Raw genomic sequence first — 24,189 nt, forward strand, 5'->3', positions numbered from 1 at the left:
CTTTATTAAAAAGAATGCGGACCGGTAGTTCAGTTGGTTAGAATGCCGGCCTGTCACGCCGGAGGTCGCGGGTTCGAGTCCCGTCCGGTCCGCCATCCTGTTTGATAGAAAGCAAAGATTGCACGACGGGCGCAATCCATTTTGAAGTCGCAGGGCTTTAGATCGGGGTGATTAGCTCAGCTGGGAGAGCATCTGCCTTACAAGCAGAGGGTCGGCGGTTCGATCCCGTCATCACCCACCAAACTTTATAGAGAGTATTGCGGTCAGTAAGACTCTTTATTGAAAAGAATGCGGACCGGTAGTTCAGTTGGTTAGAATGCCGGCCTGTCACGCCGGAGGTCGCGGGTTCGAGTCCCGTCCGGTCCGCCATGTAACTTGATAGAAAGCAAAGATTGCACGACAGGCGCAATCGATTTCTAAAGTCGGAGGGCTTTAGATGAGGGTGATTAGCTCAGCTGGGAGAGCATCTGCCTTACAAGCAGAGGGTCGGCGGTTCGACCCCGTCATCACCCACCAAACTTTATAGAGAGCATTACGGCCAGTAGGACTCTTTATTGAAAAGAATGCGGACCGGTAGTTCAGTTGGTTAGAATGCCGGCCTGTCACGCCGGAGGTCGCGGGTTCGAGTCCCGTCCGGTCCGCCATCTACAAAAACGATTATCTTTTAGGTAATCGTTTTTTTTTACTTGCAAATAGGCAAATTTCAGGCGAAAAAAAAGCTAGCAATGAACCAGCTTTTTTGGATCTGGATCGGGGGATGTTGTCAGAAGCGACGACCGCCTTCACGATTCCCGCCAAAGCCACGACGAGCGCCGCCATTGTTGTTGCGAGGGCGCTCGGTTGCGATGCTGACGCGGATGCTGCGACCCGCTACATCCTGCCCATCCAGGGCAAGAGCGGCTTCAGCAGCATCTTCAGAACTGAAGGTTACGAAAGCAAAGCCACGAGAACGACCGGTTTCACGATCGAGGATGATTTTCGCTTCCTCGATTTCGCCGAAGGCACCAAAAGCCTCTTCCAGATCTTGTTCTGTTGCGGCGAAGGCCAGGTTGCCAACGAACAGTTTGTTTGCCATTTTTTCTCTATCTCCGGGGACGCTGTAGCTGCTTGTCTGTCACCTTTCAAAGCTTCAAGCGTCGCTAGAGACACTGTCTTTTTGGGCGTCAGGTAAGAGTACAATGTTTAAGTGAGATCCCATTGTAGCACGTAGATCAGTGGAATGAAGGCTTGTTATATGTATTCTTTATTACTGATATTGTTTATATCACTGACTTATTGCGTCATTTTTGCTTACTGAGTGTTAAAACCAGAAAAATAAACGGGATTATGTGTTTTTCAGATGTTATTCGTAACAATGTGCCTATAGAAAGAATAAATACCTGTCTTGTGCGCGATTACTCTATTGCGATTGATGTTCTTCGTCTTGATCAAATTGATGCGCTTATTAGTGGTAATAAGTGGTTCAAACTTAAATACTTTCTTATTGAAGCGCGTTCAAGAAAGATCAAAACACTTTTAAGCTTTGGTGGTGCCTGGTCTAATCATCTTCATGCCATGGCAGCGGCAGGTTATCGTTTGGGTTTTCAGACAATAGGCGTTATTCGAGGTGAGAAACCGGCTAGACCCTCTGCCATGTTAAAGGATGCAGAACGCTGGGGCATGAGACTGGTTTATGTCAGTCGTGCTGAATACCGAAAGCGGGATGAGACTCAATATCAGCAGATGCTGGTAAAACAGCTGTCACTCTCCCTGGATCAGGTGATGATTGTTCCGGAAGGAGGCTCGGGCGAACCGGGGGTCAGGGGTTGTGAAGATATTCTTGCTGCGGGGTGCATCCGGGCTTCGGAATATGATGAGATTTGGTTGGCCTGTGGTACCGGTGCGACCATGGCTGGCGTTGTTCGCAGTGCAGGCAATGATGCCCATGTACGGGGATTTTCGGTGCTCAAAGGGGCAAATTTTTTGAAAAATGATATTCAGCAGTATCTTCCCGCGCTTGCGACCTGTTGGAGCCTGGAGCTGGATCACCATTGTGGTGGCTATGGCAAAACAACTCCCGAGCTTATTCGGTTTATTCTGGAATTTGAGCGGGAAACCGGGATCCCTCTGGACCCGGTTTATACGGGTAAGCTATTTTTTGCGCTGAAGCAGATGGCCGAATCGGGAGGTCTATCCGGCATTGGCAGGCTGCTGCTCATTCATACCGGTGGTCTCCAGGGGCGTCGTGGTTTCAGCCAGTGGGCTACATGAATTTTTCAATCAGGGAGCCTGCAGTATTGGCTATACCTGAAGGAAGTGCCGATTTTAACAGTCCGGCGGCTTCGCTATTCGGGTTCGCTTTGAGATAATCAATCAGTACGGTCGAAAACTTCGAAATCATCTCGTCCTTCAGGCCCAGTTTTTTGAACTGCTGGCTCAGAGTATGGAAACCGCCCAGCAAATTGGCAGAGTTCAATATCGATGAAGAGTTTTTGGCAGGTATTACTTCCGGTGCTGCCTTTAATAACTCCGCTGTTTCCGGTAGTGCTCCCTGAATGGTATTAAAGTCGTCTTTTGATAATTGAGAGCTGGCCATCTGTAACAGGGCACCTGCACCCCCTTCGGCTTGAAACTTGCTGACATTTAACTGGCTGGTCAGGGTATCAATCAATCCTGTGGCATGACTCGCCGGTGATTGAAGAACAAGAAGCGTGGCAAGCAAGCAAAATAGCCCAGTATAGAAACGGTTAATGAATAAGCTCAAGCGTTTCATAATGCAAATACCCTATTAGCAAGACAGTCCATTAATTATTTATCAATACCGATAAATAGTTGTTACGAATTGTTATATAAAAACGAATGCATAACAAGAGTCGTTTATATTTTAGCGGCCACTATCGCCTCGGCTTCCCAGTTATCGGGCACCACAAAAAAACGACTGTTTTCACACAGATTACCCTCTTTTTCATGACACCGAACCACCATCTGAGGACGGGCGATTTTGGATAATTGTGACTGCAAGCATTTGATCAGTTCATCTCCGGAGAGGTGAGTCGCTGGATCAGACACACCTCTGTAGGAAGATAGCCAGAGTGATTTTGGCAGAGGCAGGTAGCAGATTTCGCCTTCTTCGAGTTCCAGCCATGAAGATAACTGATTAATGGGCAGCCAGTGTCCCCTCAGGTGTTGAGCAGAACAGTCTTCAGGGGGTGGGCAGGCACCTGTAACCGGATAAAAAAGGTATCCCTGGAAAAGTATTTCAGTCTGTACCCCGGAGATATCCAGAGCATTGAGTGCACGTTGCCCGGCATGAGTCTGCGAAAGCGTGATCTGATGTTGCAGCATGTGGTTGAGCTTCTTGTCCATGCGGTCGTGCAGGCCTGGCCCAATCCAGTGATGCCAGGGGCTGGCCGGGTGATTGCCGGAAGGAAGACCCAGATAGTATTTGATGGCGAGTTCCCGATGAATAAAAACCTCTCGCTTAAGGGACTTAAGAATCAGGTCGAACTCGCCCAGTGTCTGGTGATTATTCTGAACCTGAAGATTGCAGGCCATCAGCTGATAGTCTTCTGAATGTCTGAGGATGTATTGCCAGAGTGATTCATAATAGATACCCAGCAGATGACTCCGTCGCTGATGCAGAATCTCCACTAGCTCTGAATAGCCAGAGCCTGTAATCTGGTCGTTGTGCACCGGGTGGGTTGCCGGGCAGATAAACCTCGCATCATAATCAGGGTTGATGATGGAGGGGCTGCTCAGTAACCATTGGATATCCCGGGCTATCTGCTGATGAGAGAGACGATTCATTTTTAGCAGTTCATGGTATCGGGCCGATGGCTGTAAATAACAAAATGATGGCTGATCGTTGCGGGCTCCGGGAAGCCTGCAGGTGACAAATAAGAGTAACAGATTCAAATCGGTGTGTTTATATATTCACCAGGCAGATTACAGTCATCGCTCAATTAAGGCTGAGCTGTCATCCGGGCAGGATAAATTCACCAACGATAAGTGATTTAGACCGATGGAAGAATTCAAGCAGGTTGGGGTTACCGGGCGTCAGGGTAAGGCTCATATTGATGGCCCCCTGAAACGTTTGACCGATTTTCTGCATTCGCAGGGTGTAACAGTGTCTCTGGATGAGCAATTATCGGATCTTTTGCCGGGGCATGGTTTCCACATCTGTGACCGGGCCAGCATGGGCAAAATTTGCGATCTGGTCGTGGTCATCGGGGGTGACGGCAGTTTGCTGGGGGCTGGCAGAGAACTCTCTGTCCATGATGTGCCGGTAGTGGGTGTCAACCTTGGTCGTCTGGGCTTTCTGACCGATGTTTCGCCGGATGAGCTGGAAGCCTGTATTGGCGAAATACTTAATGGTCATTACCGAATGGAGAACCGGTTTCTGCTGGAAGCCAAGGTTGAGCGTCAAGGTAAAACCATTGGCTGTGGTGATGCTCTCAATGATGTGGTGCTGCATCCGGGGGTGTCCACCAAGATCATAGAGTTTGAGCTGTTTATTGAAGACCAGTTTGTCTATAGGCAGCGTTCTGATGGTCTGATTATGGCAACGCCGACGGGCTCAACCGCCTACGCTCTGTCGGGGGGCGGTCCCATCATGCATCCAAAACTGGATGCTATCGTGCTGGTTCCCATGTATCCGCATATGCTGACTAACCGACCTCTGGTTGTGGATGGTAACAGTCAGTTGCAGCTTGTCATTCACGAAGGCAACGAAATACATCCCCGCATCAGCTTTGACGGGCAGGTGGATATTGAGCTGGTACCTGACGACGTCATCCTGATCCGTAAAAAACACCAAAGACTGAGACTACTGCATCCACTGAATCACAATTTTTACGAAGCCTGTCGATCCAAATTAAGATGGTATCCCAACGAGGATGCAGAGTGACATTATTGTCTAGCAGCCTGTCGGACTTAAGGCTGTCCTACTGCGGTTGCAATAAATTGGTCTAAAAATTCCTGCTTCTTCGTCAAATAGCTCGCTATTCTCCTCAGAAGCAGAAATTTTTATCCTCAATTTCTTGCAATCCTCGCTACGGACGCTTAAGTCCGACAGGCTGCTAGACTAAATCGTTTGAGCATTACAAGAGTCGACTATGTATAGGGCGCTGGAACTTTCTGCACATAAGGATTTGAGTGCACTGTCCTACTTTCTTTATCGGCAGGGAGTGCCCCACAGAATTACCGAGGAATCCGGGAAGCAGGTGCTCTGGACCCAGAATGAGCAGCAGGGGGCCGCAGTAGAACAGTTCTACCGGGACTGGCAGTCCGGAGAGCTTGAACTGGAAGTAGCACCCCCCCGCAGAGGAGCCGAGGTCGGAAACTTCTTCAAAAGCATTCCCTGGAAAAGCTTTCCCTTCACCTTTCTGATCCTTGCGGTCTGTCTGGTGGTGGCGGTTCTGACTCATCTGGGTGAGAACATTCAGGCTATTTCCAGTTTCACCTTCGTGGATTTCAAGTTATCCAGCGGCTACATCTACTATGCCTCTCTGGAGCACACACTGGAGAGTCATGAGTACTGGCGCCTGATCACGCCGATATTTATTCATTTCGGGATTCTTCATCTGGTGTTCAATGCCCTGATGTTTTACGTACTGGGTGGTCGAATTGAAAGGCATCAGGGCGGTACCCATCTGTTGGGACTGGTTTTTCTGACCGGGGTGCTGTCAAACTTCGCTCAATATGTCATGTCAGAGGGTTCTGTGCTCTTTGGTGGTCTTTCCGGCGTGGTTTACGGGCTGATGGGTTACAGCATGGTGCGCGAACGGCTGGACAAGAGTTTCTACATGGGTCTGCCTCCGGCGATTTATGGCTTTATGCTTGTGTGGCTGGTCATCGGCTATACCGATATTCTCGGGCCATTGCTGGGGCAGATGGCGAACGCCGCTCACCTGGGAGGTCTGGTATCCGGGATGGTATTGGGTGGGCTGGCCGCTTTGATGTTCAAGTCCAGAATTAAGACTTAATGGTTAAGGAGGGGGCTGGCTTGGGTTCTGCTAATCTAAATCATCCAGATATCCTATATCTTCTGACGCCCCTGACACTTCGCTGAATATAACTGTTCGCACTTGATAACGACAAACGCCGCCATCACAGGGGTAGGCCGGACAGTACAAACTCAAAGTATGCAGTTGGTTACCGTCGGCAGAGCTCGAATGCAGGAGGCTGGTGAAAGAACCTGCAGGTTCGATGATTGTTTCTGAGACCTCCCCGAAATAAGTCGTTTGCGAGGATCTGATGCCCGAGGCCTCGTTATAAGAATCTGGTAAGTCCTGCTGTGCCTTTATGCCCGCTACAAAATCCGGTGATTGTGCCAATGATGACAGGTCCCCTCTGCAAAGTGGGCAGGACCATCGTGAAGCGCTCAGAATCACCTTTTGTAAACAGTGCCTGTCAATTTTCTTCGAACAACAGGGAACAGTAATTACATCGTCAAGCTTGTCAAGACATACGGGGCACTCCTCATTTGCTTCAGCCAGCCCTCCGATGGCGGCTGGTGGTCTGAATTGACAAACGCCATTACAGGCATCGACGTAACAATCTAAGCCGTAGGTATGTCGGTGTTGTTCAGGGTCTTCATTACCGTCGGCAGAGCCGGAATCCAGAGGGCTGGTGAAAGAAGCTCTCAGCTGGGTGGTTCTTGCCGAGGCCTGCTGCCCGGACGATGACGCGAGTGGCTGGTCTGGTGGAGCATTTTTTTGTTCATCATGCCCGTTAGGCCCCTTAGTGATGATCGCAAACGGATGACCCACTTGTGTCGAAACAAATGCCGCCCCCGGTTGACCCATTGGGTTAAACAGCAATGAATCGGGGTTCCAATAGCTTTTCAAAAGCCAGCCGACAGCAATAAATGCTTTTTCAGGTAGCCGCAAACAAGGGATAGAGCCCAGGGGGGCACCATTGGTGGTCAGAGCCAGTTCGTAAGCAACCAGCAAGTGAGTGGGATAAAGCCATTGCCAGTAAATCGAGGCAATAAAGCGGGTGGCTAAACCGTAACCATTCAATCCACCTGGCTCGTTTGCAGCCGAAAAATACGGGCAGCCGTTTGTGTCGTCAATGTCTAACGAGCCGACCGGCAATGTATTCAGATTATGCTTTATGGAAAAGACCCGGTCCAGAGAACCTGTCCCCTGATGCGGTGCAAACTCGACAACAAAACGTCTTGTCAGCTTTTCGGCCTGACAAATAACAGACAGCGAAAGCAGCAATAAGAAAAGCACCGTAGAAAGTGTTTTTACCATCATTATCTATCCATCTTTTCTTTCTGTTTGTGCAAAGTAGACTAACAAAAAGAGCAAGTGTTTGTTTCTGTCAAGAACCAAAGGTTGCAGCGGGTAAAAGTTCGCTGAGAATAAGATGGCAGGATACAAACCATTCTTTTCCTGCTTCCATGATCCAGCGCCGGTGTGTGATGATCTGAATGAGTTGATCAGTCAGTAAGCTGCACAGCAAAAGGAAATGGCATAACCTCACGAGCAATTAATGACTATTCTTGATGCAACTCTAACAATCAGAACAGAGGTTAATTAATGAACTCGGACTCTAATGAGGTTCAGATCTTTACCACTGATTCAGGAAGCATCCATGTTCAGCTTGCCCAAAAAAGCGTTTGGCTAACCCAACGTCAAATGGGTGAGGTATTTGGAACAACAGCAGAAAATATCTTAATGCACCTGAAAAATATATATAAAAATCAGGAGCTTGAGGAAAAATTAACTTCTAAGGATTTCTTAGTTGTTCAAAAGGAGGGCAAAAGACAGGTACGCCGAAACCTAAAACATTACGATCTTGATGTCATTATTTCTGTTGGCTATCGAGTCAATTCAAAAAGGGCGGTTCAATTCCGTAGATGGGCAACCGGTGTTCTGAATAACCATCTCACTCACGGGTTCTCCATCAACCAGCAACGTTTTGAAGAAAACGCCAAAGAGCTGGAAGCTGCCTTAGTGCTTATTCGCAAAGCAGCAGCAACGCCCGAACTGGAAGCAGAGGCAGGCAGAGGGCTGGTTGAAATCGTCAGCCGGTATACTCAGACCTTTCTCTGGCTACAACGCTACGATGAGGGCTTATTGAGCGAACCGGCAGGTCAGCCCGGCGGTACTCTGGTCGATAAGTATCAGGCCATGACATCACTAAATGAACTGAAAAGGCAATTAATTCAGCGAGGGGAGGCCACGGAGCTGTTTGCAAAATGTATCGCAATGGTCGCCTTATGAACGAGGATGACCAACCAGTGATTAACGACATAGGTCTTGCAGCATTGACTCTGCTGGTTGCAGAGTCAGACCCAGAACATAAAGACACCCTGATACGCTTGATTATGAACATGCTGACTCTTGGAACAGCCTGACTGTAAGTTACTTCACTTTCAGCTGAATCTGTCAATGCTTCACGCTGCTTCAACAGGTGAGGAACAGGATGAAAAGAATCCATCATGACCTTTTTATGTTGTTCCGGCATTGTTCTCTGTTCATTCAGATATAAAAAAATCGTCGTCTTTATTCTTTACTCATAAACTCCAGATGTCTGGAATGCACATCCAGATGGGTCTCCCGTATCATTTTATCCAGTGCTTCGTCTGACATAAACTGTTCGGAGAATCCCGGCATGACCGGATCCAGATGAAGCTTTGCGCAAGCTTTGAACTGTCTTATCAGATCCCTTGGGTTTTCATCGCCCATGGCGACACGAATGGTGGTCAGGAAAATACCTGCTTCTTGTTGGGCAGATTCGTCCATTTCCGAGTGAGACGTTAAGGCCGGACAAAGTATCAAAGTATTGCTCTGTCCGAGACTGACCATATGGCCAAAAGCTGGCTCCAGGGCATCAAAGAAACGGATAAAGGCTTCCCGTGGAATGTGAGCTTTCTCCATATCAATGCTGAACAGTGGACTGGGCAGGCCCAGATAGAGCTGTTCTTCCCGCAAGTCTGAGTTGGGGTGGCTGTTCAGGGCATGACTGTTGACCTGAATCTGGTCGTGGGCATCAAGATAGTGACTGAACACCAGCGTATTGATGCACTTGGACAGCATTCGGCTCTCAAGGGTTTTCAGGCCATTGATGATATCCAGCGATTTATCGGCATCCAGGAAAGCGCCCTTGATGTAATATACGTCCCAGAACAGGGTTTCATCCCAGCGTATACCTTCATGCCCGGTGTTCTTAGGCAGAAACATACGACGGTTTTCGCCAATGATACCACCCGCAGTGGCGCTGCCGGAGCCGGAGATGTCTTTGGTGTAACTGTGGATGACCCAGTCGGGTCTTTTGCTCTTGTCCCTATTGCGCAGTGGGCGATGAAGGAAGGGCGTGGCCAGGGTTGAATCAAGAGCCACCAGATAACCTTTTTCGTGGCTCTGTTTACAGATACTGGCAACATCAATCACATTGCCATGTGGATTACAGGGAGATTCCAGATAAACCAGGATTTTTTTGCCATCTTCCAGGGCTGACTTGTATTTCTCTTCGACCTGCCTGAGCTTCTCACTGAATGCTTCACCAGAGGACCCATCAAACCATTCGAGTTTAACGGCCATACGGTCAGGGCGGGCATAGAAATCCTGCATCAGCTGGAAAGTGCCGCCATAAACATTACGGGAACTGAGCAGAATATCGCCATGCCTGAGCTGGTTGGCCAGCAGGGCATCAATGGCGGCCATACCGCTGTTGAAATTCCAGGTCATGTATTCACCGGCATTTTCTCCAGCTTCCAGGGCGGTCAGGGTATTGGCCAGTGAGATGGAAGTAGGGTTGAGCAGGCGACTGTAGATTGGGTGGCTGCTTTCCTTGCCGTGGAAGGCATCTTCTACCCATTCAGTGCAGGCATAAAGATAAGTAGCGGTCTTCACGACGGCGGGAGTGGCCGAGAAGAGTGCACCAACATTGGCAAACAGAGGGTAATCGCCTTTCACAACACGACTGCTGACATCCATTTCCAGGGCGTGATAATCCTGCTTCATACTGGGTTGCAGCATGTCGATCAGCTTGGCCAGCTGGAAACAGAGAAATTTTTTGGCATTGAAGTGACTGATTTTGTCTGATTCGGGCAGTGAGGCTATGGTCTGACAAAGGCTCTCGAACTGACTGATATCGGAGCCCGCCTGATAAAGGCTGCTGGCGGCGCTGAGTAATGATTGACCAAAGGGCGTGTCTGGCTGAATGCCAAAGTGTTGAAGCTGCTCAGTGGCCAGGGCATTAGCATCCTGAGCCCGGGTAGAGTTGCGAACGGGTGACAGACGCTGCATAACTGGAATCTGGTGATCCATGGGTGTGTCCTTTTTATCAAGAAAACGCGCTGACTTTGTGATACAGAGCTGGTTGCATTTTCCGCTTAAGGCTTGTTTTCATTGGGAATGACAGCAAACATCCCGATAAGGTGATGCAGACTGCGTTTTTTCGCTTATGGCGATTTGATAGTATTATCCTTTCATATTTATTTTTCCTTGTAACGGGCTAAAAAGCCTGAAAGGCAAAATTCTTTTCCTGGATTATGACCTTGCAGCCTGTCGGACTTAAGCGTCCGTAGCGAGGATTGCAAGAAATTGAGGATAAAAATTTCTGCTTCTGAGGAGAATAGCGAGCTATTTGACGAAGAAGCAGGAATTTTTAGACCAATTTATTGCAACCGCAGTAGGACAGCCTTAAGTCCGACAGGCTGCTTGGGCCGGTAATAACGGTCTGTCAAACAGGAATGTCTCAGATGAGGGTAAGTGGATTTGATGCAGCTAAAAGACTTTCTGGCCCGGATGACGCCGGAAATCTACCACAACATGAAACAGTCACTTGAGCTTGGCCGCTGGCCCAATGGTGACATGCTGACAGCGGATCAGAGAGAAGGCATTCTGGAAGCCCTGATCGCCTGGGAGCACGACAACTTGCCGGAAGAAGAGCGTATTGGTTATATGCCTGTGAGTTGCAAGAGTGCATCTGAACAGGATGAGTCTGAAACCACCATTTTGCGCTTTAAAGACTGAGGTATAGAACTTGACTCAAAGTCTGAGTGGCGCACTGCGCAAAATGGAATCCGTTCTGAAAGACGGTCAGCCGGTGGATTACCAACTGCCTGTAGGCGATGATCTGCTGCCCCTGAATGAACTGATGGGGAAAAAACTGACCCTGGAATATCAGGGCGAAATCAACTGCTGCCATTGCGGCCGCAAGACCAGAAAAAGTTTCAGCCAGGGCTTCTGTTATCCCTGTTTTAAAAAGTTGCCTCAGTGTGACAGCTGTATTATGAGCCCCGAAAAGTGTCATTATCATGAAGGCACCTGTCGGGATGCCGCCTGGGGTGAAACGTTCTGTATGACCGATCATGTGGTCTATCTGGCTAACTCTTCGGGTTTAAAGGTAGGCATCACCCGTGCGACTCAGGTGCCAACCCGCTGGGTGGATCAGGGGGCGACTCAGGCCCTGCCTTTTGTCAGGGTTTCTACACGACAACAGTCTGGTTTTATCGAAACCCTGTTCAAAGAATTTGTTAATGATCGAACTAACTGGCGTGCCATGTTGAAAGGAACGGCAGAGCCGCTGGATCTCAAAACACAGGCCAGTGAACTGCTGGACATGAACGCTTCACGGGTGGAAGCCCTTCAGGAGCAGTTTGGATTACAGGCCATAACACCGGTGGTTGATCCGGAGGTCGTTGATATTCGTTATCCGGTAGAGCAATATCCTGTCAAAGTGACTTCCATGTCTTTTGATAAAAAACCGGTGATTGAAGGTGTCCTGATGGGTATTAAGGGGCAGTATCTGATTCTTGATACCGGTGTTATCAATATTCGCAAGCACACTTCTTATCAAGTCAACGTATCAGTTGCAGCCTGATTTGCATGGAGAGGAAGCAGACCTCTCCTCATCATTGAGTCAAAAGCTCTAACAACAAAAGTAAGGCCATGGTAAAGGAAGGTTTAAAATGAAAGACGCCCAACCCAGAGCGATCTACCTGAAAGACTATCAGGCTCCGGATTATTGGATTGACACCACCGACCTGACCTTCGACCTGTTCGAAGATCATGCACTGGTCACCTCGGTACTTGGCCTGCGTCGTAATGAAGATCGTGGGCAAGATACCCCCGATCTGACTCTGGTTGGCATCGACCTGGAGCTGATCAGTGTCTGTGTTGACGGTTCGGAGTTGACTTCAGACCAGTACATCCTCGGTTCTGAAAGCCTGACTATACCGGTCACCAGCAAGGCGTTCTCCCTGACGGTTGTGACCCGTATTCGCCCCCAGGAAAACACTTCTCTGGAAGGTTTGTATAAATCCAACGGCATGTTCTGTACCCAATGTGAAGCAGAAGGTTTCCGCAAAATTACCTACTATCTGGATCGCCCGGATGTCATGTCCAAATTCACCACCAAGGTGATTGCTGACAAGGGCCGTTACCCGGTTCTGCTGTCCAACGGTAATGACATTGCCCGTGGCGAGTTTGAAGGTGGACGACACTGGGTAACCTGGGAAGACCCGTTCAAAAAGCCCAGCTACCTGTTTGCCCTGGTAGGCGGTGATCTTGAAGTGGTGGAAGATAGCTTCACTACTGCGAGTGGCAGGGACGTGGCACTGCGTATTTTCACCGAGTCTCACAATATCGACAAGTGTGACCATGCCATGCTTTCGCTGAAAAAGTCCATGAAGTGGGACGAAGAAGTTTATGGCCGTGAGTATGATCTGGATATCTTCATGATCGTAGCGGTGGACCATTTCAACATGGGTGCGATGGAAAACAAGGGTTTGAACATCTTCAACTCTTCCTGTGTACTGGCAAGCCCCGAAACGGCTACTGACGCCAGCTATCAGCGTATAGAAGCGATTGTTGCCCATGAGTATTTCCATAACTGGTCTGGCAACAGGGTCACCTGTCGTGACTGGTTCCAGCTGAGCCTGAAAGAAGGCTTCACCGTATTCCGTGACGCTGAATTCTCGGCAGACATGAATTCACGAGGCGTCAAGCGGATTGAAGACGCTTCGTTACTGAAGACGGCACAGTTTGCCGAAGATGCAGGCCCTATGGCTCATCCTATTCGTCCGCAGTCATTTATCGAGATCTCCAATTTTTACACCTTGACCATCTACGAAAAGGGTTGTGAAGTGGTTCGGATGATTCAGACCATTGTCGGCAAGGACAATTTTCGCAAAGGTTCAGACCTGTACTTTGATCGTTTTGACGGTAAAGCGGCTACCTGTGAAGACTTTGTGAAAGCCATGGAAGACGCTTCCGGTGTGGATCTTGGTCAGTTCCGCCACTGGTACAACCAGGCGGGAACACCGGTGGTTACCCTGACCGATGGTTTTGATCAGGAGTCAGGTCAGTACGCTCTGACAATCGCCCAGAGTTGTCCGGCCACTCCGGGTCAGGACACCAAGCTGCCTTTTCATATTCCTGTGGCTATTGCCCTGCTTGATAAGGGAGGCAAAGCCCTGCCACTGAACGAAGCCGGTGAGACTGAACGGGTTCTGCATGTGACAGCGGCTGAAGAAACCTGGACATTCGAAGGGCTGGCTGAAAAGCCATTGCCTTCTATTTTGAGAAACTTCTCTGCGCCCGTTCGTGTTAAATACGACTATAGTCGTGAAGATCTGGTATTCCTGATGAAGCACGACAGCGATGGTTACAATCGCTGGGATGCAGGCCAGCGTCTGGCCACGGCGGTCATTGAAGATCTGGTCGACGGACTGTTGAAGGAAAAAGATACTGAGATCGATTCAAGACTGATTGAAGCTTTTGGTGTCGTTCTGGCTGACGAAGGGCTGGACAAAGCAGTTAAAGCAGAAATGCTGAAACTGCCCTCTGAAGCAAGTCTGGCAGAGCAGGCGGAAGAAATTCACCCCCTGCAGATCTGTGAATCCAGAAGTCGTGTTCGCAAGGCCATTGCCGAAGCTCATAAGGACAAATTGCTGGCACTCTATCAGGCTCTGGAACTGAAAGGTGAGTATCGTCCTGAAGCCGGAGATATTGCCAAACGAACCCTGAGAAATATCTGCCTCGATTACCTGGTTGAACTGGAAGACGACAGTCTGCAACAACTGGCCGAAGATCAGTACAGAAATGCCAGCAATATGACCGATCTGCGAGCAGCCATGGGTATCGTCATTAATTCCAGCTACCAGAGTCGGGAGACCATTGATTCCCTGCTCAATGACTATCTGGGTCGTTATAAAGAGGACGCAGTGGTCATGGACAGCTGGTTTATGATGCAAAGTAGCAGCCCGTTTCTGGGGAATCTGGAGCATGTAAGGTCACTTCAGGAGCATGAATCTTTCGACAGCACCAGCCCGAATAAGCTGAGAGCTTTATTGGGTGGATTTACCAGCGGGAATATGAAGCAGTTCCATTCTGGAACGGGCGAAGGCTATGAGTTCCTGGCAGACTGGATTATTACCCTGGACAAACAGAACCCGCAAACCGCTTCTCGTCTGATGACGCCATTGACACGCTGGAAGAAATACGAGCCAGTCATAAGGGAACGCATGAGAAAAGCGCTGGAGCGGATCAAGGCAGTACCTGATCTGTCTACCGATATTTATGAAGTAGTCACAAAGAGTTTGTAATCTCTGCCTCTTTCTACCCTGCTGTCATATTGGAAGCAGGGTAGAACCCACTTAAAAAACACCCCGCTAAAGCATCCTGCCTGTAACGGAAAACCTCACTCTTTCCTGAACAGAATAACAGCTGTGGAACTTATTAGTACTTTAGTGCTCTAGATATATATTGAGCAGATGGATCGTGGTCATTAAAAAAGAGGGGGCACGCAATGGATCAAATCAAATTAGATGTTCAGTCGGCACTTTCACATTCGTGGCACAGACATTCAGAATCCTTGATGCCAGTCAGGGCTTTAACATCCCTTGTTAATGGCATCAAGGCCTGTTTTGGTGGTTATTGTGTCAGCGCTTTGCACTGTATCACCACAAAACTGATGAAAAAACAACCTGATGCATGGTTTACTAAAACACTCCATAAAACATTAAGTGCTTATAATATTAACATCCCGCTAGCCTGCGAGGGATCAATTCACTATGTTAAAAACAAGGTAAATCAACTGCATGATCAAGGGCGAAGTCTTAAGGTTAAACTTGCTTTTAAGCAGAATGGCAGTATTGTTCCAATCCCCATGTATAACTCCGATAATTCCTGGTTCCCCATAAACCTTAATTGTCAAGTCCACCGCTCTGATAATGACACAATAGCACCGGGGAAAGAGATAGCCTGCCGTCATTTCGCCCGGGCTTATGCCAGAAGAGTGTTTGGTCGACGGAAGGATTTTGAAATAATAAACACCCCTGAAAAAATACAGTCAACTTTTGCAAATACATCTGATGTCCTAAATGATGAAGAGGCTTTTCGTTCAGATGAATTAGTAGACGGCTCAATGACTGATAATCCCTATTTTGCTGATGGATATTATTTTCATAAGGAAAATTTTTCTGAGGCTCTTACGAAGCTGGTAAAAAAGTACTGGAATATGTCGGTTGGCAATGAAAAGAACTTTTATTTTAAAATATTTTTCGATGGAGAAGATGCCCACGCAATGGCCATTAGATTAAAGAAGCAGGATGGATGCATGAAAGTTATTGTTTATGACCCTAACGCTACACTCATGCACAGAACATTTCTTCTCTCGGAACCCGATCTGGTTGCAGACGTTACCGGTGAAATTCTTCAAGCTAACAGTTTCTTGTTTGGGGCACTTATTAATGTTGATGATGGCAAGAAATCTTCTGATGAATGTGATGTTCAGTGCTTTGGTGCCGCACCCATCAGGTTTACTGATCGTTTAATAATAGCAAAGGGGCATTTTAATCATCCCGAAGTAATAGCACGGTGGTACTGCTTTGAAGCAATAATGCAACAAGCCTCCCAGTATAGAGTTCAAGCAGGGTCAGCCCGCCGAGAATCTTGACCGTTTTGATAGGTGAAGAGGCGCCTGTACAGACTCTGTATTGCTTGTGCTCTATCCCGCAGCTGACGGGCGCACAATATGGGCGTCTCGACAAGCTGGTTATTAGATGGCGTAGTTATTTCTGAAGGTGGTTTACGATGATGGTGAGAGTGTCTTCTATTTTGTCAAACCGCTTGTCGTGTTCGTCAAGACGTTTTTCTATCCGAGCAAACATTAACCGGTTCTCTCGCTGGTTTTCCAGCACAATCTTCTGCGTTTCCCCAGTAATCTGGACGAAGCGGTGTACAGCGTTATCCAGCGATTCAAAACGGGATTCAAGTCTCTCTACACGATGTTCCAGTGACATAATGCGTTCTGTTATCATTTGTTTTAGAAGCAGTCAGCATAGCAGACATTGAGTGGGGGCCGCCTAGGTGGGGGCCGCCTAGGTGGGACCGCCGAGAGATTGCACAGAGACACCTAACAGACTCTGGAGCCGAAAGGTGAATACTGTCCGAAAGCCGAAGGCAGTGAGTAAGTGAAGCTTAATCCTCGTCTTAACGTGCTGAATGTAATAATTTAACAGACCCTGCTAAACCCTCCTGCCTGCAACAGCAAACTGCACTCTTTTCTGAACAGAGCAACTGTTGTGGAACTAATTAGTACTTTTGTGCTCTATATGTATTAAGCAAATGAATCATGGAAATTAAAAAAGAATGGAGGATTACGTAGTGGATCAAATCAAACTGGGTGCTCAGTCGGCACTTTCACATTCATGGCACAGACATTCAGAATCCTTGATGCCAGTCAGGGTCGCAACATCCCTTGTTAATGGCATCAAGGCCTGTTTTGGTGGTTATTCTGTCAGCGTTTTGCCTTGTATCACCACAAAGCTGATGAAAGAACACCCTGATGCATGGTTTACTAAAGCACTCCATAAACCATTAAGTGCTTATAACATTAACATCCCGATAGCCTGCGAGAGATCAACTCGCTATGTTACCAGCAAGGTAAATCAACTGCATGATGAAGGGCGAAGTCTTCAGGTTAAACTGGCTTTCAAGGAGGATGGCGGTATTCTTCCAATCCCTATTTATAACTCTGATAATGCCTGGTTCCCCAAAAACCTTAATTGTAGAGTCTATCGCTCCGATTCTGACGACAGAGCACCCGGGGAAAAAATAGAATGCCGACATTTTGCCTGGGCTTATGCCAATAAAGTGTTTGGTCGGGGAAAAGAAACTTTTAAAAAAATAGAGACCTCAGAAAAAGTACTGAAAACCTTTGAAAATACATCTAATTTTCCATACGAATCTACAGACCATTATCAATGTGGATTATTTGCTGATGAATATTATTTCTTTGAAGGAAAGTTTTCCAAGGCTATTACAGGGCTGGTAAAAAAGTATTGGAATATGTCGGCTGGCGATGAAAAGAACTTTTATTTTCGTTCAGTAGGAGACGATAAATCATTTCACCACGCAATGGCCTTGAGGTTAAAGAAGCAGGATGGATGCATGAAGGTTATTTTTTATGACCCTAACGCTACACTTATGCACAGAACAATCCTTCTCTCGGAACCAGATTTGGCTGCACACATTGCTGGCGAAGATCTTCAAGCCAGCTTCCTCTCTCATGGAGCACTTATTAATGTTGATGATTATAAAAGATTTTCTGATGAATGTGATTTTCAGTGCTTTGGTCCCTCAACCAATGTGATGAGTAATCATATAGAATTAGCAATTGGACATTATCCCGAAATAGTAAAGTGACAAATATCTGCTCATCGAGAGATCGCCCTGTAGCAAATGGATCATGATAATTAAATAAAGAGAGGGTTTTCACGTAATGGATCAAATCAAACTGGGTGCTCAGTCGGCACTTTCACATTCATGGCACAGACATTCAGAATCCTTGATGCCAGTCAGGGCCGTAACATCCCTTGTTAATGGCATCAAGGCCTGTTTTGGTGGTTATTCTGTCAGCGTTTTACCTTCTATCACCACAAAGCTGATGAAAGAACACCCTGATGCATGGTTTACTAAAGCACTCCAAAAACCATTAAGTGCTTATAACATCAGCATCCCGTTAGCCTGTGAGAGATCAACTCGCTATATTACCAGCAAGGTAAATCAACTGCATGATAAAGGGCGAAGTCTTCAGGTTAAACTGGCTTTCAGGGACGATGGCAGTATTGCTCCAATCCCCATTTACAACTCTGATAATGCCTGGTTCCCCAAAAACCTTAATGAGACAGTCCATCGCTCCGATTCTGACGATAGAGCTCCCGGGGAAGCAATAGTCTGCCGTCATTTCGCCTGGGCTTATGCCAAAAAGGTGTTTGGTCGGGGGAAAGAAACGTTTAAAAGAATAGACGACTCAGAAAAAGTACTGAAAACCTTTGAAAATACAGCTCCTTTTCCATACGAAAGTGCACACTTTCATCAATATCAATTTGTAGACCGCTCAATGACTCATAGCTCCTCTTTTGCTGATGGATATTATTTCCTTGAGGGAAAGTTTTCTGAGGCCATTGAAGGGCTGGTGAAAAAGTATTGGAATATGTCAGCTGGCGATGAAAAGAACTTTTATTTTCGTACATCATTAGGAGATGTTAAAGCAGTTGGCCATGCAATGGCCTTGAGATTGAAGAAACAGGATGAATGCATGAAGGTTATTTTTTACGATCCTAACGCTACACTCATGCACAGAACATTCCTTCTCTCGGAACCAGACTTGGCTGCACAGATTACCGGCGAAGACCTTCAAGCCAGCTTCTTCTCTCATGGAGCACTCATTAATATTGATGATTGGAAGAAATTTTCTGAAGAATGTGATGTTCAGTTCTTTGGTGCCCCAGCCCATGTGATGAGAAATCATATACGTATTGCACCCGGGCATTATGATGATCCCGAAAGAGTGCAGTGGCAATTGGGGGCGGACATTTGATAAATCATCCTATAGCAAATGGATCATGGAAATTAAAAAAAAGAGTGGAGGATCACGTAATGGATCAAATTAAACTGGGTGCTCAGTCGGCACTTTCACATTCATGGCACAGGCATTCAGAATCCTTGATGCCAGTCAGGGCCGTAACATCCCTTGTTAATGGCATCAAGGCCTGTTTTGGTGGTTATTCTGTCAGCGTTTTGCCTTGTATCACCACAAAGCTGATGAAAGAACACCCTGATGCATGGTTTACTAAAGCACTCCATAAACCATTAAGTGCTTATAACATTAACATCCCGCTAGCCTGCGAGAGATCAACTTGTTATGTTACCAGCAAGGTAAAACAACTGCATGATCAAGGGCGAAGTCTTCAGGTTAAACTGGCTTTCAGGGAGGATGGCAGTATTGCTCCAATCCCCATTTATAATTCTGATAATGCCTGGTTCCCCAAAAACCTTAATTGTAGAGTCTATCGCTCCGATTCTGACGATAAAGCACCCGGAGGAATAATAGGCTGCCGTCATTTCGCCTGGGCTTATGCTAAAAAGGTGTTTGGTCGGGGGAAAGAAACGTTTAAAAAAATAGACGACTCAAAAAAAGTGCTGAAAACCTTTGAAAATACATCTAATTTCCCATGCGAATCCAGAGAGCATTTTCAATATGGATTCTTTTCTGATGGATATTATTTCTTTAAAGGAAAGTTTTCTGAGGCTATTACAGGGCTGGTAAAAAAGTATTGGAATATGTCGGCAGGCGATGAAAAGAATTTTTATTTTCGTTCAGTAGGAGACGATAGATCAATTGGCCACGCAATGGCCTTGAGATTAAAGAAGCAGGATGAATGCATGAAGGTTATTTTTTATGACCCTAACGCTACACTCATGCACAGAACAATCCTTCTCTCAGAACCAGATTTGGCTGCACACATTGCCGACGAAGATCTTCAAGCCAGCTTCCTCTTTTATGGAGCACTTATTAATGTTGATGATTATAAGAGAAATTCTGATGAATGTGATACTCAGTGCTTTGGTGCCTCACCTAATGTGATGAATAATCATATAGACTTAGCAGCTGGGCATTATCCCGAAATAATAAGGTGTCAAATGATTGCGCCTTGATAGATCACCCTATGGAAAATGGATCATGATAATTAAAAAAAGGGATATCAGCTAATGGATCAAATCAAACTGGGTGTTCAGTCGGCACTTTCACACTCGTGGCATAGATATTCAAAATCCTTACTTCCAGACAGGGTTATAAAATCTCTTGTTAATGCCATCAAGGCATTTTTTGGTGGTTATTCTGTCAGCGTCTTGCACTGTATAACCATAAAGCTGATGAAGGAACATCCAGGCGCCTGGCTTACCCAGCTCCTTAACCTTGCTAAACACCATGTTCCTTTCGTAAGCGTAAGTATCCCGGGCATCCACATTATATGGAATGTCTGATGAGTGTAACTGTGCAAACATTTCAGATCATGCCCGGATGTGTGCAGTGCCTTTCCCTCCTGAGCCTCTGACAAGCGGAAATCAATCACTTGACTTTGCATCATCAAACTTTCGTTTTCGGTGTTGCCTTCTGTGAACCGACAGGGCTTTTGCGTTTGGCAGGGTCTTCTGGCAGACAGTACAGGTTTGCTCTCCGGTGTGATATAGACTTTTGTGAACCGACAGGGCCTTCGCGTTTGGCAGGGTTTTCTGGCACTCCGGACATGTTTGCTCCGGGGTGTGCTTTTTTCTTTTGTGATCCGACAGGGCTCTCGCGTTTGGCAGGGTCTTCTGGCACTCAGGGCAGGTTTGCTCTGGTGTGTGATCTTTTCCTTTGTGATCCGAAAGGGCTTTCGCGTTTGGGAAGGTCTTCTGGCACTCAGGGCAGGTTTGCTCAGGGGTGTGATCTTTTCTTTTGTGACTCGATAGGGCTTTCGCGTTTGGCAGGGTCTTCTGGCACTCAGGACAGGTTTGCTCTGGGGTGTGATCTCTTCTTTTGTGATCCGACAGGGCTTGAGTGTTTGGCAGGGTCTTCTGGCACTCAGGGCAGGTTTGCTCTCCGGTGTGATATTGACTTTTGTGATCCGACAGGGCTTTCAAGTTTGGCAGTGTCTTCTGGCACTCAGGGCAGGTTTGCTCCGGGGTGTGATCTTTTCTTTTGTGAATCGACAGGGTTTTCGCGTTTGGCAGGGTCTTCTGGCACTCAGGGCAGGTTTGCTCTCCGGTGTGATATTCGCTTTTGTGAACCGACAGGGCTTGAGCGTTTGGCAGGGTCTTCTGGCACTCAGGGCAGGTTTGTTTTGGGGTGTGATCTTTTCTTTTGTGAACCGTCAGGGCTTGAGCGTGTGGCAGGGTCTTCTGGCACTCAGGACAAGTTTGCTCTCCGGTGTGATATAGACTTTTGTGAGCCGACAGGGCTTGAGTGTTTGGCAGGGTCTTCTGGCACTCAGGGCAGGTTTGCTCTGGTGTGTGATCTTTTCTTTTGTGATTCGACAAGGCTTGAGTGTTTGGCAGGGTCTTCTGGCACTCAGGGCAGGTTTGCTCTGGGGTGTGATTTTTTCTTCTGTGATCGAACAGGGCTTTCGTGTTTGACAGGGTCTTCTGGCACTCAGGGCAGGTTTGCTCTCCGGTGTGATATTGACTTTTGTGAGTCTTCAATGAGGCTTGAGAGCTAAGTGATTTTTCACAGCCGGGGTGATTACATCGGTATTTTTTGGAGCCTGCCTTTCTTTGTTTTTTCGCAGGAGGTGGGTTTAATGTTAATGATGGGCCGGTTGTGCTGTCGGCTCCCGAGACAACGGTCGGAACTTCAACAGGTTGGCTTATCGGGTCAGGTTCCTGATCGTCCGTTTGCAAATAGACATCTGTTCTGCAAGCGAAAGAGTCGTCTGAGGTTGAACGACACCGGATACTTGTAGAGGGAGCGAAGATACAGCGTCCTTGTCGATGACAACAGGGCTGTTCATGGCAATTTTCGTCAAGGCTATGTCGGGTGTCGGTGGGCCGACCCGAATTTTCATCGTTATGTCCATTGTCGTATAGATAATGCGAATTTTCTGAACGTCTATTGAATGAATAACCATGATTCTCTGGCCCCGTTGTCCGGTAATAGTTACCGCCGCCCGTTCCATACATCAAAGTGATGATCTGAAATTTGTCACGCCTACAGAGATTGTCATCAGGTGGTGAGCCTGACCCTGAATATCCGTTTATGTCGGCAATGTTTGATGGTTCGTTTTGCATCGGCCTCCCATCGTTCATTGGCATTGCAGATAATGTGCCCGGCTCGGTTTTTATAGAGCAACCTTGGCTTGTCGAAACCCCATTCTGGTTAACCTCAACGATAAAACGGTAGGTCTGCGGCTCAACCGGGCAGGCGAAAGGCACACAGACCAATATGTGCAGGAGTAGGCTTTTAATGGTTCTATCCTTTGTTTTCTATGGATAGGAGCAGTGAGGATAGACGAGATTTGTCATCGGTTAACCCGCCGCAGGTGATAGACAGATGGACGTGAACATTGCACTTCAAATCATGCCCAAACGTTAACAGTGCCTTTCCCTCCTGAGCCTGTGACGAGCAGACATCAATCACTGGACTTTGCATCATCAAGCTTTCGTTTTCGGTGTTGCCTTCTGTGATTCGACAGGGCTTTCGCGCTTGGCAGGGTCTTCTGGCACTCAGGGCAGGTTTGCTCTCCTCTATGGTATAGACTTTTGTGAACCGACAGGGCTTTCGCGTTTGGCAGGGTCTTCTGACACTCAGGGCAGGTTTGCTCTGGTGTGTGATCTTTTCTTTTGTGTTCCGTCAGGGCTTTCGCGTTTGGGAAGTTCTTCTGGCACACAGGGCAGGTTTGCTCTGGGGTGTGATCTCTTCTCTTGTGATCCGACAGGGCTTGAGCGTTTGACAGGATCTTCTGGCACTCAGGGCAGGTTTTCTCTGAGGAGTGTTCTTTTCTTTTGTGAACCGACAGGGCTTTTGTGTTTGGCAGTGTCTTCTGGCACTCAGGGCAGGTTTGCTCTCCTGTGTGATGTTGACTTTTGTGATTCGACAGGGCTTGACTATTTGGCAGGGTCTTTTGGCACTCAGGGCAGGTTTGCTCCGGGGTGTGATCTTTTCTTTTGTGAACCGACAGGGCTCTCGCGTTTGGTAGGGTCTTCTGGCAATCAGGGCAGGTTTGCTCTCCGGTGTGATATTGACTTTTGTGAGCCGTAAAGGCTTTCGCGTTTGGCAGGGTCTTCTGGCACTCAGGGCAGGTTTGCTCCGGGGTGTGATCTTTCCTTTTGTGAACCGACAAGGCTTGAGCGTTTGGCAGGATCTTCTGGCACTCAGGGCAGGTTTTCTCCGGGGTGTGATATCGAGTTTTGTGAGCCAACAGGACTTGAGTGTTTGGCAGGGTCTTCTGGCACTCAGGGCAGGTTTGCTCTCCGGTGTGATATTGACTTTTGTGAGTCCTCAATGAGGCTTGAGAGCTAAGTGATTTTTCACAGCCGGGGTGATTACATCGGTATTTTTTGGAGCCTGCCTTTCTTTGTTTTTTCGCAGGAGGCGGATTTAATGTTAATGATGGGCCGGTTGTGCTGTCAGCGCCTGGGACATCTGTCGGACCTTCAGCAGGATGGCTTACCGAGCCGGATTCCTGATCGCCTGTTTGCAAATAGACATCTGTTCTGTATGCGAAAGGGTCGTCTGAGGTTGAACGACACCGGATACCTGTAGAGGGGGCGAAGATACAGCGTCCTTGTCGATGACAACAGGGCTGTTCATGGCAATTTTCGTCAAGGCTATGTCGGGAGTCTGTGGGCCGACCCGAATTTTCATCGTTATGTCCATTGTCGTATAGATAATGCGATTTTTCTGAATGTCTATTGAATGAATAACCATGATTCTCTGGCCCTGTTGTCCGGGAATAGTTACCGCCGCCTGTTCCATACATCAAAGTGATGATCTGAAATTTGTCTCGCCTACAGAGATTGTCATCAGGTGGTGAGCCTGACCCTGAATATCCGTTTATGCCGACAATGTGTGATGGTTCGTTTTGCATGGGCTTCCCATCGTTCATTGGCATCGCAGATAATGTGCCCGGCTCGGTTTTTATAGAAAAACCTTGGCTTGTCGAAACCCCATTCTGGTTAACCTCAACGATAAAACGGTAGGTCTGCGGCTCAATCGGGCAGGCGAAAGGCACACAGACCAATATGTGCAGGAGTAGGCTTTTAATGGTTCTATCCTTTGTTTTCTATGGATAGGAGCAGTGAGGATAGACGAGATTTGTCATCGGTTAACCCGCCGCAGGTGATAGACAGATGGACGTGAACATTGCACTTCAAATCATGCCCAAACGTTTACAGTGCCTTTCCCTCCTGAGCCTGTGACCAG

The 24,189-nt window shown here is 47.5% G+C and carries 22 protein-coding genes, 5 tRNA genes and 1 pseudogene; 17 read left to right on the forward strand and 11 right to left on the reverse strand.

Annotation, left to right across the window (positions count from 1 at the left end; translation table 11 throughout):
* The first annotated feature begins 18 nt into the window (after positions 1–18).
* The 5 genes from KBW69_RS21140 to KBW69_RS21160 all read left to right on the forward strand — a co-directional run bounded on the left by KBW69_RS21140 (position 19) and on the right by KBW69_RS21160 (position 644).
* A tRNA-Asp gene (locus KBW69_RS21140) sits at positions 19–95 on the forward strand.
* 70 nt (positions 96–165) lie between these two features.
* Positions 166–241, forward strand: a tRNA-Val gene (locus tag KBW69_RS21145).
* Positions 242–292: 51 nt separating this feature from the next.
* A tRNA-Asp gene (locus KBW69_RS21150) sits at positions 293–369 on the forward strand.
* 71 nt (positions 370–440) lie between these two features.
* Positions 441–516, forward strand: a tRNA-Val gene (locus KBW69_RS21155).
* Positions 517–567: 51 nt separating this feature from the next.
* Positions 568–644, forward strand: a tRNA-Asp gene (locus KBW69_RS21160).
* A 119-nt stretch (positions 645–763) separates the two neighbouring features.
* On the opposite strand, the gene KBW69_RS21165 is transcribed toward KBW69_RS21160, so the two are convergent.
* Complete coding sequence (locus KBW69_RS21165; protein ID WP_257274374.1) at positions 764–1,075, reverse strand: RNA-binding protein; 312 nt, start codon at positions 1,073–1,075, stop codon at positions 764–766.
* A 251-nt stretch (positions 1,076–1,326) separates the two neighbouring features.
* Here KBW69_RS21165 and KBW69_RS21170 point away from each other — a divergent pair, with 251 nt between their 5' ends.
* Positions 1,327–2,250 (forward strand): 1-aminocyclopropane-1-carboxylate deaminase/D-cysteine desulfhydrase, encoded by a 924-nt coding sequence (locus KBW69_RS21170; protein WP_257274375.1) that lies wholly within the window; start codon positions 1,327–1,329, stop codon positions 2,248–2,250.
* Here the strand turns inward: KBW69_RS21170 and KBW69_RS21175 are convergent.
* Together KBW69_RS21175 and KBW69_RS21180 are read right to left on the reverse strand one after the other, a co-directional pair.
* A complete protein-coding gene (locus tag KBW69_RS21175) occupies positions 2,243–2,752 on the reverse strand; it encodes a DUF2780 domain-containing protein (RefSeq protein ID WP_257282181.1) in 510 nt (169 codons plus the stop codon). The genes KBW69_RS21170 and KBW69_RS21175 overlap by 8 nt on opposite strands.
* A 104-nt stretch (positions 2,753–2,856) precedes the next feature.
* The gene (locus KBW69_RS21180; RefSeq protein ID WP_257282182.1) at positions 2,857–3,786 is read right to left on the reverse strand and encodes a DUF1853 family protein; all 930 of its coding nucleotides are present in this window, start codon (positions 3,784–3,786) and stop codon (positions 2,857–2,859) included.
* Between the two features lie 214 nt (positions 3,787–4,000).
* On the opposite strand from KBW69_RS21180, the gene KBW69_RS21185 reads away from it, so the two are divergent.
* Both KBW69_RS21185 and KBW69_RS21190 read left to right on the forward strand, forming a co-directional pair.
* Positions 4,001–4,885: an NAD(+) kinase gene (locus KBW69_RS21185; RefSeq protein ID WP_257274378.1), complete on the forward strand. Its 885-nt coding sequence runs from the start codon at positions 4,001–4,003 to the stop codon at positions 4,883–4,885.
* A gap of 208 nt (positions 4,886–5,093) precedes the next feature.
* Entirely contained in the window at positions 5,094–5,963 is an 870-nt protein-coding gene (locus KBW69_RS21190) for a rhomboid family intramembrane serine protease (RefSeq protein WP_257282183.1), read from the forward strand.
* A 30-nt stretch (positions 5,964–5,993) separates the two neighbouring features.
* Here the strand turns inward: KBW69_RS21190 and KBW69_RS21195 are convergent, their stop codons facing one another.
* The gene (locus KBW69_RS21195; protein WP_257274907.1) at positions 5,994–7,241 is read right to left on the reverse strand and encodes an RING finger domain-containing protein; all 1,248 of its coding nucleotides are present in this window, start codon (positions 7,239–7,241) and stop codon (positions 5,994–5,996) included.
* Positions 7,242–7,526: 285 nt separating this feature from the next.
* Here KBW69_RS21195 and KBW69_RS21200 point away from each other — a divergent pair, with 285 nt between their 5' ends.
* Both KBW69_RS21200 and KBW69_RS21205 read left to right on the forward strand, forming a co-directional pair.
* Entirely contained in the window at positions 7,527–8,213 is a 687-nt protein-coding gene (locus tag KBW69_RS21200) for a virulence RhuM family protein (protein ID WP_257274906.1), read from the forward strand.
* Complete coding sequence (locus tag KBW69_RS21205; RefSeq protein ID WP_257274905.1) at positions 8,210–8,347, forward strand: hypothetical protein; 138 nt, start codon at positions 8,210–8,212, stop codon at positions 8,345–8,347. Before KBW69_RS21200 ends, KBW69_RS21205 begins: the two co-directional genes overlap by 4 nt.
* Positions 8,348–8,495: 148 nt before the next feature.
* Here the strand turns inward: KBW69_RS21205 and KBW69_RS21210 are convergent, their stop codons facing one another.
* Entirely contained in the window at positions 8,496–10,262 is a 1,767-nt protein-coding gene (locus tag KBW69_RS21210) for a PLP-dependent aspartate aminotransferase family protein (RefSeq protein ID WP_257274904.1), read from the reverse strand.
* 453 nt (positions 10,263–10,715) lie between these two features.
* Here KBW69_RS21210 and KBW69_RS21215 point away from each other — a divergent pair, with 453 nt between their 5' ends.
* The 4 genes from KBW69_RS21215 to KBW69_RS21230 all read left to right on the forward strand — a co-directional run bounded on the left by KBW69_RS21215 (position 10,716) and on the right by KBW69_RS21230 (position 15,897).
* Positions 10,716–10,970: a YeaC family protein gene (locus tag KBW69_RS21215; RefSeq protein ID WP_257274931.1), complete on the forward strand. Its 255-nt coding sequence runs from the start codon at positions 10,716–10,718 to the stop codon at positions 10,968–10,970.
* Between the two features lie 10 nt (positions 10,971–10,980).
* Positions 10,981–11,820 (forward strand): DUF2797 domain-containing protein, encoded by an 840-nt coding sequence (locus KBW69_RS21220; protein ID WP_257282184.1) that lies wholly within the window; start codon positions 10,981–10,983, stop codon positions 11,818–11,820.
* Between the two features lie 88 nt (positions 11,821–11,908).
* Complete coding sequence (gene pepN / locus KBW69_RS21225; RefSeq protein WP_257282185.1) at positions 11,909–14,545, forward strand: aminopeptidase N; 2,637 nt, start codon at positions 11,909–11,911, stop codon at positions 14,543–14,545.
* 203 nt (positions 14,546–14,748) lie between these two features.
* Complete coding sequence (locus KBW69_RS21230) at positions 14,749–15,897, forward strand: ShET2/EspL2 family type III secretion system effector toxin (RefSeq protein WP_257282186.1); 1,149 nt, start codon at positions 14,749–14,751, stop codon at positions 15,895–15,897.
* 115 nt (positions 15,898–16,012) lie between these two features.
* Here KBW69_RS21230 and KBW69_RS21235 read toward each other — a convergent pair whose 3' ends face one another.
* Entirely contained in the window at positions 16,013–16,243 is a 231-nt protein-coding gene (locus tag KBW69_RS21235) for a hypothetical protein (RefSeq protein ID WP_257282187.1), read from the reverse strand.
* Positions 16,244–16,607: 364 nt separating this feature from the next.
* On the opposite strand from KBW69_RS21235, the gene KBW69_RS21240 reads away from it, so the two are divergent.
* From KBW69_RS21240 to KBW69_RS21250, 3 genes are all read left to right on the forward strand, one after another.
* Entirely contained in the window at positions 16,608–17,648 is a 1,041-nt protein-coding gene (locus KBW69_RS21240; protein WP_257282188.1) for a ShET2/EspL2 family type III secretion system effector toxin, read from the forward strand.
* A gap of 76 nt (positions 17,649–17,724) precedes the next feature.
* Complete coding sequence (locus KBW69_RS21245; protein WP_257282189.1) at positions 17,725–18,825, forward strand: hypothetical protein; 1,101 nt, start codon at positions 17,725–17,727, stop codon at positions 18,823–18,825.
* Between the two features lie 59 nt (positions 18,826–18,884).
* Entirely contained in the window at positions 18,885–19,943 is a 1,059-nt protein-coding gene (locus KBW69_RS21250; protein ID WP_257282190.1) for a ShET2/EspL2 family type III secretion system effector toxin, read from the forward strand.
* A gap of 120 nt (positions 19,944–20,063) precedes the next feature.
* On the opposite strand, the gene KBW69_RS21255 is transcribed toward KBW69_RS21250, so the two are convergent.
* From KBW69_RS21255 to KBW69_RS23980, 5 genes and pseudogenes are all read right to left on the reverse strand, one after another.
* The gene (locus KBW69_RS21255) at positions 20,064–20,294 is read right to left on the reverse strand and encodes a hypothetical protein (RefSeq protein WP_257282191.1); all 231 of its coding nucleotides are present in this window, start codon (positions 20,292–20,294) and stop codon (positions 20,064–20,066) included.
* 60 nt (positions 20,295–20,354) lie between these two features.
* Entirely contained in the window at positions 20,355–22,199 is a 1,845-nt protein-coding gene (locus tag KBW69_RS21260; protein WP_257282192.1) for a C2H2-type zinc finger protein, read from the reverse strand.
* A 37-nt stretch (positions 22,200–22,236) separates the two neighbouring features.
* Positions 22,237–22,419: a transposase gene (locus tag KBW69_RS23975; RefSeq protein WP_373690727.1), complete on the reverse strand. Its 183-nt coding sequence runs from the start codon at positions 22,417–22,419 to the stop codon at positions 22,237–22,239.
* The gene (locus tag KBW69_RS21265; protein WP_257282193.1) at positions 22,397–23,998 is read right to left on the reverse strand and encodes a C2H2-type zinc finger protein; all 1,602 of its coding nucleotides are present in this window, start codon (positions 23,996–23,998) and stop codon (positions 22,397–22,399) included. Before KBW69_RS21265 ends, KBW69_RS23975 begins: the two co-directional genes overlap by 23 nt.
* 37 nt (positions 23,999–24,035) lie before the next feature.
* Positions 24,036–24,146: pseudogene (locus tag KBW69_RS23980) on the reverse strand (hypothetical protein); the annotation flags it as partial.
* Between the last annotated feature and the right edge of the window lie 43 nt (positions 24,147–24,189).

Source organism: Endozoicomonas sp. ISHI1 (assembly GCF_024606225.1).
In the GTDB taxonomy this organism is placed as follows: domain Bacteria; phylum Pseudomonadota; class Gammaproteobacteria; order Pseudomonadales; family Endozoicomonadaceae; genus Endozoicomonas_A.

Excerpts from the sequence above, each read along its gene's own strand:
- KBW69_RS21175 (WP_257282181.1), bottom strand. The coding sequence starts at position 2,752 with ATGAAACGCTTGAGCTTATTCATTAACCGTTTCTATACTGGGCTATTT.
- KBW69_RS21245 (WP_257282189.1), top strand. The coding sequence starts at position 17,725 with ATGGATCAAATCAAACTGGGTGCTCAGTCGGCACTTTCACATTCATGG.
- KBW69_RS21195 (WP_257274907.1), bottom strand. The coding sequence starts at position 7,241 with ATGATGGTAAAAACACTTTCTACGGTGCTTTTCTTATTGCTGCTTTCG.
- KBW69_RS21255 (WP_257282191.1), bottom strand. The coding sequence starts at position 20,294 with ATGTTTGCACAGTTACACTCATCAGACATTCCATATAATGTGGATGCC.
- KBW69_RS21165 (WP_257274374.1), bottom strand. The coding sequence starts at position 1,075 with ATGGCAAACAAACTGTTCGTTGGCAACCTGGCCTTCGCCGCAACAGAA.
- KBW69_RS23975 (WP_373690727.1), bottom strand. The coding sequence starts at position 22,419 with ATGATGCAAAGTCCAGTGATTGATGTCTGCTCGTCACAGGCTCAGGAG.
- pepN (WP_257282185.1), top strand. The coding sequence starts at position 11,909 with ATGAAAGACGCCCAACCCAGAGCGATCTACCTGAAAGACTATCAGGCT.
- KBW69_RS21215 (WP_257274931.1), top strand. The coding sequence starts at position 10,716 with ATGCAGCTAAAAGACTTTCTGGCCCGGATGACGCCGGAAATCTACCAC.
- KBW69_RS21180 (WP_257282182.1), bottom strand. The coding sequence starts at position 3,786 with ATGAATCGTCTCTCTCATCAGCAGATAGCCCGGGATATCCAATGGTTA.
- KBW69_RS21200 (WP_257274906.1), top strand. The coding sequence starts at position 7,527 with ATGAACTCGGACTCTAATGAGGTTCAGATCTTTACCACTGATTCAGGA.
- KBW69_RS21230 (WP_257282186.1), top strand. The coding sequence starts at position 14,749 with ATGGATCAAATCAAATTAGATGTTCAGTCGGCACTTTCACATTCGTGG.
- KBW69_RS21170 (WP_257274375.1), top strand. The coding sequence starts at position 1,327 with ATGTGTTTTTCAGATGTTATTCGTAACAATGTGCCTATAGAAAGAATA.
- KBW69_RS21210 (WP_257274904.1), bottom strand. The coding sequence starts at position 10,262 with ATGGATCACCAGATTCCAGTTATGCAGCGTCTGTCACCCGTTCGCAAC.
- KBW69_RS21235 (WP_257282187.1), bottom strand. The coding sequence starts at position 16,243 with ATGTCACTGGAACATCGTGTAGAGAGACTTGAATCCCGTTTTGAATCG.
- KBW69_RS21190 (WP_257282183.1), top strand. The coding sequence starts at position 5,094 with ATGTATAGGGCGCTGGAACTTTCTGCACATAAGGATTTGAGTGCACTG.
- KBW69_RS21205 (WP_257274905.1), top strand. The coding sequence starts at position 8,210 with ATGAACGAGGATGACCAACCAGTGATTAACGACATAGGTCTTGCAGCA.
- KBW69_RS21185 (WP_257274378.1), top strand. The coding sequence starts at position 4,001 with ATGGAAGAATTCAAGCAGGTTGGGGTTACCGGGCGTCAGGGTAAGGCT.
- KBW69_RS21250 (WP_257282190.1), top strand. The coding sequence starts at position 18,885 with ATGGATCAAATTAAACTGGGTGCTCAGTCGGCACTTTCACATTCATGG.